The sequence below is a fragment of the Candidatus Synechococcus spongiarum genome, from assembly GCF_900047545.1.
Taxonomy (GTDB): Bacteria; Cyanobacteriota; Cyanobacteriia; order PCC-6307; family Cyanobiaceae; genus Synechococcus_B; species Synechococcus_B spongiarum_C.
This window is the reverse complement of record NZ_FITM01000158.1, coordinates 1-7,045: the sequence shown is the minus strand read 5'-3', so window position 1 is coordinate 7,045 and position 7,045 is coordinate 1. Positions and strand designations below refer to the sequence as shown.

The window sequence follows — 7,045 nt, the reverse complement described above, 5'->3', positions numbered from 1 at the left end:
ATCCACCGGGCCTTGGCCCATGGGCGACGGGTCTTTTACACCACCCCCCTCAAGGCCCTCTCCAACCAGAAGCTACGGGATTTTCGTGCCTCTTTCGGTGCCAGGCGGGTGGGGTTGCTCACGGGGGATTTGTCCCTGAATCGGGAGGCGCCGGTGGTGGTGATGACCACAGAGATCTTCCGCAACATGCTCTACGGCCAGAGCGAACTGGACGATCCGTTGGCGGGGGTGGAGGCGGTGGTGCTGGATGAGTGCCACTACATGAACGACAGCCAGCGGGGCACCGTCTGGGAAGAGTCCATCATCCATTGCCCGGGGTCCGTGCAACTGCTGGCCCTCTCCGCCACCGTGGCCAACGGGGAGCAACTGACGGACTGGATCCGGCAGGTTCACGGTCCTTGCACCTTGATCCATAGCCTGCATCGGCCCGTGCCCCTCAATCACAGCTTTTGCAGCGCCAAGGGGCTGCACCCCCTCCTCAACAGGGCGGGGAATGGTCTGCATCCCAGTTGCAAGGTGTGGCGCCCCCCCAAGGGGCACCGTCGCCGTGGCAGACCGGGCGGCAGACCACCCCAGCCGGAGCCGCCCCGCCTCACCTTTGTGGTGCAGCAGTTGGCAGAGCGGGATATGCTGCCGGCCATTGTGTTCATCTTCAGCCGCCGGGGCTGTGACCGGGGGGTGGGGGAATTGGCCAGGCTGAACCTGCTCAGCCCCGTGCAACAGCAACACCTGAAGGCCAGGCTGGAGCAGTTCAGACAACAGATGCCCGACGGGGTGCGGGGCGACGGCCATGCTGATGCCCTGCTGCGGGGCATTGCCTCCCACCATGCCGGGGTCCTGCCCGCCTGGAAGGAGTTGATTGAGGAGTTGTTCCAGGCGGGGCTCCTCAAGGTGGTGTTGGCCACGGAAACCCTGGCCGCCGGCATCAACATGCCGGCCCGCAGCACGGTGATCTGGGCCCTGTCCAAGCGCACGGAAACGGGCCATCGCCCCTTGATGGCCAGTGAATTTCTCCAGATGGCCGGCCGGGCCGGCCGCCGTGGCCTGGACCGGGAGGGCCATGTGGTGACGGTCCAGAGCCGCTTTGAGGGTGTCCGGGAAGCGGGCCAACTGGCCACCAGCCCGGCTGATCCCCTGGTGAGTCAGTTCACCCCCAGCTACAGCATGGTGCTTAACCTGCTGCAGCGCTATTCCCTCAACCAGACCCAGGAGCTGGTGGAGCGCAGCTTCGGGCGCTATCTGGCCAGCCTGGGCCTGGTGGACGAGCAGCAGGCCATTGAACAACTGGCGGAACAGGTGGAGATCATGGATCAGGAGCTGGCGGACGTCCCCTGGCAAGACCTGGACAGCTACGAGAAGGAGCGGGCCAAGCTGCGGGAAGAGCACCGTCTCCTGCGCACCCTGCGGCAACAGGCGGCGGAAACCGTTGCCCACGACTTGACGCTGGCCCTGCAATTCGCCAGCCAGGGCACCGTCGTCACCGTCAAGTCTCCCCACCTGGAACCCTCTCCCGCCGCCGCCGTCCTGGTGGACAAACGCCCCGGCCCCGGCCAGTTTCCCCTGCTGTTGTGTCTGACGGAGGGCAACGTCTGGCTACTGCTGCCCTGTCGGGACGTGGTGGCCTTTCACGGGGAGCTCAGTTGCCTGACGGTGGCCCCCTTGACCATGCCCCCGTTGCGCAAAGCGGGTGAGCGACGCCATGGGGACGGCAGTAGCCATGGCCTGGCCTTGAGCGTTGCTGCCCTGGCCCGGCGCCATGACCTGCACACCGCCCGCTACGACCTGGCTGCAGAGGTGCAGGAGCAGGCCCGGCGGGTGGCGGCCCAGGAAAAGAAGCTGGGGGGTCACCCTGCCCAGGCCTGGCGGGACCGCAAGCGCCTCAAGCAGAAGCGGCATCGACTGGAGACCGTGCAGCAGGAGTTAGAGGACCGCCGCCGCCAACTGAACGACCGCATTGGTCGTCATTGGCGCATGGTGCTGAGCCTGATTGACATCCTGCGTCACTTCGCCTGCCTGCAGAAGTTGGAGATCACCCCGGCGGGCCGTGTGGTCTCCGCCCTGCGGGGGGACAACGAACTGTGGCTGGGGCTGGCGCTGCTAAGTGGTTATCTGGACACCCTTCCCCCACCGGAGTTGGCCGCCGCCATGGAGGCCGTCAGCACGGAGGTGAGCCGCAACGATCTCTGGTGCGCCTATCCGCCACCACCCCTGGTAATGGAAGCGCTGACCAGCCTGCAGAGCTTGAGGCGGGAGCTGGATCGCCAGCAGGACCACCACGGCATCACCACCCCCATCTGGTGGGAGCCTGAACTCACCGGCCTGGTGGCCGCCTGGGCCAGGGGCAGCAGTTGGGACGGCCTCATGGCCAAAACCTCCCTTGATGAGGGGGACGTGGTGCGGGTGGTGCGGCGCACCATGGACGTGCTGGCCCAGATTCCCCACTGCCCCGGGCTGAACGAGCCGCTGCGGCGCACTGCCCGCCGCGCCCATGCCGCCCTCAACCGTTTCCCCGTCAAGGAGGCGAGCGACATCACGGTGGAATGACGATGACTAGACCTTGGGTGACCAGACCTGCTGCTGCAGGAGGTCCATGTCGTCGGTCTCCAGCCAACGCCAGCCGCCGCTTGCCAGGGAACCCAACGGTAAGGCCCCGATGGCCAAGCGCTGCAAGCGCCGCACCGGATGGCCCAGTTGATGGGCAATGCGGCGAATCTGGCGCTTGCGCCCCTCCCGCAACACGATCCGCAGACAACTGCCCACGGCGCTGCGGTGCTCCAGTTCAACACGGGCGGGCCGGGTTCGGCGACCGTCCAGCACCAGCCCGGAGCGCCAGGCCGCCAGGCTGGCAGCGCTGGGGACCCCCATCAACCAGACCCGATAGGTTTTGTGGTGGCCATGACGGGGATGGGTGAGGCGCAGGGCCAGTTCACCGTCGTTGGTGAGCAGCAGGGCACCTTCGCTGTCCCGGTCCAGGCGGCCCACGGAGTAGAGCCCCTGTCCGACGGCAGGGGGCAACAGATCTAGCACGGTGGGGCGGCCCTGGGGATCCCGGCAGGTGCAGAGCACCCCAGCGGGTTTATGGAGCAGCAGAGTGCGGCGGTGCTGCTGCCGGGCAGCCGCCAAGTGGAGCAATTGGCCGTCCAAGGTGATGCAATCCACCCCCGCCACGGCCCGGTCACCCGGTCGTGCGGCTTGGCCGTTGAGATGGAGGCGCCCGGCCTGGAGAAGGGCGTCAGCCTGGCGGCGGGACATGACCCCGGCCCGGGAGAGCAGCTTCTGCAAACGTTCAGGCGCAGGCATGGGGAGCGGGCATGGGCAGAGGCAGAGATCCGGTTCGCAGAAGCACCGCCAGAACTGTTCATGGGGGAATTGTAGAATCAATATCGCGTCTGCCGTAGGCCTTTATGATTGATGCGGAACAAGGGGCTACAAGGACTTGAACACCATGGACAAACAACCGCAACGTCGAATCGGTACATTGTTATTTCCGGATTGCGAGCTGCTGGAGTTTTTGGACCTCTTGAAATGTTTACGTTGTTGCAGGAGGTTGCCGCAGTTGAAATCATCAATGTCCTCCGTGATCATCTTTCCAGCTTGATCCTTATCCTTCCACTCGATTTTACCGAACAGGTCGTTGAAATTGGCGATGATATTGGAGAGCAGATCCAGCTCGGCTTCCCGCTGTCCGCCGCTGCCCTCACTGGGCACGGGGTCGATTTCCCCGTCCGCGCCATACAGGAGGATTGCCTGCATGGTCTTCTTCTCGGCTCGGTAGCTGTCCACGTCAATGGCTTCAAGGATGGTGCCGGACAACACGTTGAAACTGGACTTGCAACCATGGCAATTCCAGCGCCCGCTGCGCTTGCCCTCCTGCTTCCGCCCTACCCGTTGACTACCGCAATGGGGGCAACACGGGTGCCGGCCCCAGCGTTTCTCCTCCAGACACTTGATGTAGGCAAGAGGGGTCAGGAAAACGCTGGCTGATGCTCATCAGGTTCATGGTTCTCCTTGAGGGGCAACCCTATAGTTCGTCTCCCCCCCTCAACTTGTTAAGCCCGAAACGACCAATTCCACTTTCCTTCCTGCCCGTTGCACCCCTGGCGGGTTTGGCTGGCGCTGGTTCTCCCATCCCGATGGCCAGCGCCTCCCCGCCCTTGAGTTCAGACGGATGCACACCTTGACCTGCATGCAGTCTTCACGGCATCGTAATCCTCGCCGGAGCACCCCAGTTGCTGCCGGGCACACCCGTTGCCCACCGGGCTGCCCGTTTCCAGCAGCCGGTTCTCCAATTCCTCCTGATGCTCGCTGAGGGAGGCGCTGAAGCGTGGGTCCGCCATGGGAATACCGGGAATCCGCGAACTCTGGCACGCCGCCACCGTTCTTCAAATTCAACACCCCGAGGGTGGGAACCCATAACGCTCGCGGCGCAAGGTGGATAGCCTTAAACCATGGACAGTGCCTCCCCACTGCTGTGGACCCTGCTGGTGGAAGCCGGAGCATTGATGCTGCTCATCTACGTCCCTACCCGCATTTATCTGTCCTTAACGGAAGTGATGCGGCAGCGCTCTCAAAGGAAACGGGTGCTGAGGTCCATTCGCCAAATCAAGCGGGAATTGCAGAATTCCTTCAATTCTGCATCTCTGGCCAAGGCGGAGTGATCCCTTCGGCGGGCTTGACCTGGAGCAGTTGGGCCCCGTAGTGCTCGTTGAGATCCGCCTGCTGGCGCCAGACCTTCAGCAGTAGCTTGGCCAGGCTGCGTAGTTCGTCAACGTCTTGACAACGGTCGATGACGCGAGAGTACTGCTCAACGGTGAAGCTGCGGCTCAGGGAGAGGGGACTGGAGGAAGCCATGGGAGCCAACGCATGTACTCATTAATTGTAACAGACTGTTTCACGGGCTGCAAGCTCCTGGTGGCGTCGCTCGGAATTTCACCGCTCATGCTCAAAACTCCACAAAGATATCATCCCTGCTGGTGCTGTGTTCCGGAACTCCACCCCTCGGATAGCGGGGCAACAGCAGGGCGCAGGTCAACAGGAGGCAGGCCAGTGGCAGGTGGAGGCGGCCGTAACAGAGGGCCAGCACCAACAACATGGCCGCCAACAACACTTCGAAGGTGGCGATCACCTCGTCACCGTTGCGGCGCGACTTGCTCCACGCAAACGCCGCTAATCCCAGAAACAGAAGCGTCACCATCAAGATAAAGGCGGAGCCTGCCTCCCCCATGGAGGTTCCAACTTGAGTTTAGGTGTTGTCTTGAGGATGGGCTCAGCGCTCGGCGCGGCCGATGATTTCACTGCGGGACAGCCAGGCATCCACCCCTTCCCCCAGGAAAGAGAGACCCAGCACCAGGCCAAACATGGCCAGGCCGGGGTAGAGGGCTGTCCACCAGATGCCAATGGGCACAGCCACAAGGGCCTGTTGCAAGTCACTGCCCCATTCGGGCACGGTTTCCGGCAGGCCCAGCCCTAGAAATCCTAGTCCCCCCAGCACCAGCACCGCATCCGCCGCATTGAGGGTGATCAGCACCGGCACCGAGGTGATCACGTTACGCAGCAGATAACGGCGCAAGATCCACAACGGCCCGGCCCCCAGGGATCGGGCCGCTGTTACGTAAAGCTCCGCCTTGGCAGCCGCCGTCTGGTTGCGCACCATACGGAAGTACTGGGGGATGTACACCACACAGAGCGCCAAGGCGGCGTTGAGGAGACTGCGCCCCAACAAAAACGCCATCACCACCGCCAGCAGCAACAGGGGCAGGGTGGTGAGGGTGTCCATCAACAACACCAGCAGCCGGTCAACGGGACCCCCCATGTAGCCGCTCACCATGCCCAGTGGCACACCCACCACCAGGGCCATGGCCACCGCCAACAGCACCACCTGCAGGGCCACGCCCGCGCCGGCCATGGTGCGGACACATACGTCCCGCCCCAGGCGGTCCGTGCCGCACCAGTGGGCCAGGCTGGGGGGAGCAAAGGTGGGATTCTCCAGACCACTGTTGGGATCAGGGAGCCAACCACTGGCAATCAGCAGGGGCATCACCACCGCCAGCAGACCGTAGACGGCCACCATCACCACCCCCACCCGACTCAGACGGGCCGAGAGGGTGGGCAAGGGGCGACGGCACCAGCGCCACACCACGGCCAGGCGCTGGACGCTATCGGTGTGGGGGACGTCAGCGGGGATCCGGGGCATGGGTCAACTGCGGCAAGTGGGGGAACCATGGGGAAAACCGTGCCGCCATCCATCCATGGTTGACCGTTCACAAGCATTGAAGTTCACCTTAGGCCTGCCCAGCCGCGCCGACGCTTCCAGCCGTGCCAACGCTGGCCGGTGGATGCCAGGCGCCAACATGCCATCATCCGTCCCCACCGCCATCCCGGTCCACGGCCCCAAGTGTCAACCGGGCCTGCATTTATCCCAGTTGCCACAACCGTGGCGTCGGCACAACCGACAACGCCCCTTGGCCAACGGCTTCACCTTGGTGGAGTTGCTGATTGCCGTGGTCATCATCGGTGTGTTGTCCGGCGTGGCCATGCCCGCGTTTCTGGGCCAACAGAACAAAGCCAAGATCAATGCGGCCAATGTCCAGGCCCGGGGGCTGGTGTCTTACTGTCTTGCCCATTTTATTGATAATGGGAAGATGCCAGAATCTGGTGACAAGGAATATGATCGTCTCTCTAAAAATCCCAATCATTCGATTATTGAATGGACGGTAAATTCTTCAAATAATAATCAGCCTTCAAGTGGCAATCAGTATTCGGATAACAAGTGTGAAGTCAGGATTACAGGCAACGGCATCACGCTTGACCCAAACGGAATATTCGTTGTTCAGGCCAGTGGTGACGCCACAACGATTCAAGCCACGCCTGCAAAGACAAAAAGATGATCTCCTTGTATTTCCAATCCCGCCCGGATAAAATAAACTGTTCGGGGAGTTCAGGGCATCATGGAACATCCGACAAACCCCAGTCCTGGATAAGGAAGCCAGGAAGAAAGAACCTTTATCCTTCCCATACCTTTCCCTGTCATTCCCGCTTTTGCGGG

General features: G+C 62.7%; 9 protein-coding genes. 3 read left to right on the top strand and 6 right to left on the bottom strand.

All coding sequences use genetic code 11. The features are described 5' to 3' along the window. Positions 1-2,544, top strand: a 2,544-nt coding sequence (locus tag FLM9_RS06825; RefSeq protein ID WP_257243044.1) for a DEAD/DEAH box helicase, incomplete at its 5' end; no start/stop codon positions are given. A gap of 6 nt (positions 2,545-2,550) precedes the next feature. Here the strand turns inward: FLM9_RS06825 and FLM9_RS06820 are convergent. From FLM9_RS06820 to FLM9_RS08240, 3 genes are all read right to left on the bottom strand, one after another. Continuing rightward, positions 2,551-3,300 carry a pseudouridine synthase gene (locus FLM9_RS06820; protein ID WP_074457866.1) on the bottom strand — a complete coding sequence of 250 codons (750 nt, stop codon included), beginning with the start codon at positions 3,298-3,300 and terminating at the stop codon, positions 2,551-2,553. A 126-nt stretch (positions 3,301-3,426) separates the two neighbouring features. Further along, positions 3,427-3,816: a hypothetical protein gene (locus FLM9_RS06815; RefSeq protein WP_143324643.1), complete on the bottom strand. Its 390-nt coding sequence runs from the start codon at positions 3,814-3,816 to the stop codon at positions 3,427-3,429. A gap of 344 nt (positions 3,817-4,160) precedes the next feature. Then, on the bottom strand, positions 4,161-4,337 hold the full coding sequence (locus FLM9_RS08240) for a hypothetical protein (protein ID WP_180365332.1): 177 nt from the start codon (positions 4,335-4,337) through the stop codon (positions 4,161-4,163). A gap of 111 nt (positions 4,338-4,448) precedes the next feature. On the opposite strand from FLM9_RS08240, the gene FLM9_RS06805 reads away from it, so the two are divergent. Further along, entirely contained in the window at positions 4,449-4,658 is a 210-nt protein-coding gene (locus tag FLM9_RS06805) for a hypothetical protein (protein ID WP_074457864.1), read from the top strand. Here FLM9_RS06805 and FLM9_RS06800 read toward each other — a convergent pair. The 3 genes from FLM9_RS06800 to FLM9_RS06790 form a co-directional block, all read right to left on the bottom strand. Further along, positions 4,627-4,851 (bottom strand): hypothetical protein, encoded by a 225-nt coding sequence (locus tag FLM9_RS06800; RefSeq protein WP_074457863.1) that lies wholly within the window; start codon positions 4,849-4,851, stop codon positions 4,627-4,629. The two genes, FLM9_RS06805 and FLM9_RS06800, sit on opposite strands and share 32 nt — an antisense overlap. Before the next feature lie 91 nt (positions 4,852-4,942). Beyond that, positions 4,943-5,224 (bottom strand): hypothetical protein, encoded by a 282-nt coding sequence (locus FLM9_RS06795; RefSeq protein ID WP_074457862.1) that lies wholly within the window; start codon positions 5,222-5,224, stop codon positions 4,943-4,945. A gap of 42 nt (positions 5,225-5,266) precedes the next feature. Next, the gene (locus FLM9_RS06790) at positions 5,267-6,091 is read right to left on the bottom strand and encodes an ABC transporter permease (protein ID WP_074457868.1); all 825 of its coding nucleotides are present in this window, start codon (positions 6,089-6,091) and stop codon (positions 5,267-5,269) included. A gap of 157 nt (positions 6,092-6,248) precedes the next feature. Between FLM9_RS06790 and FLM9_RS06785 the strand changes: the two genes are divergently transcribed. Beyond that, positions 6,249-6,887 (top strand): type II secretion system protein, encoded by a 639-nt coding sequence (locus FLM9_RS06785; RefSeq protein ID WP_180365331.1) that lies wholly within the window; start codon positions 6,249-6,251, stop codon positions 6,885-6,887. Positions 6,888-7,045 lie beyond the last annotated feature (158 nt).

What these genes read in the sequence shown, in the direction of transcription:
- FLM9_RS06820 (WP_074457866.1), bottom strand. Translation starts at nt 3,300, where the DNA reads ATGCCTGCGCCTGAACGTTTGCAGAAGCTGCTCTCCCGGGCCGGGGTC.
- FLM9_RS06795 (WP_074457862.1), bottom strand. Translation starts at nt 5,224, where the DNA reads ATGGGGGAGGCAGGCTCCGCCTTTATCTTGATGGTGACGCTTCTGTTT.
- FLM9_RS08240 (WP_180365332.1), bottom strand. Translation starts at nt 4,337, where the DNA reads ATGGCGGACCCACGCTTCAGCGCCTCCCTCAGCGAGCATCAGGAGGAA.
- FLM9_RS06800 (WP_074457863.1), bottom strand. Translation starts at nt 4,851, where the DNA reads ATGGCTTCCTCCAGTCCCCTCTCCCTGAGCCGCAGCTTCACCGTTGAG.
- FLM9_RS06805 (WP_074457864.1), top strand. Translation starts at nt 4,449, where the DNA reads ATGGACAGTGCCTCCCCACTGCTGTGGACCCTGCTGGTGGAAGCCGGA.
- FLM9_RS06785 (WP_180365331.1), top strand. Translation starts at nt 6,249, where the DNA reads ATGGTTGACCGTTCACAAGCATTGAAGTTCACCTTAGGCCTGCCCAGC.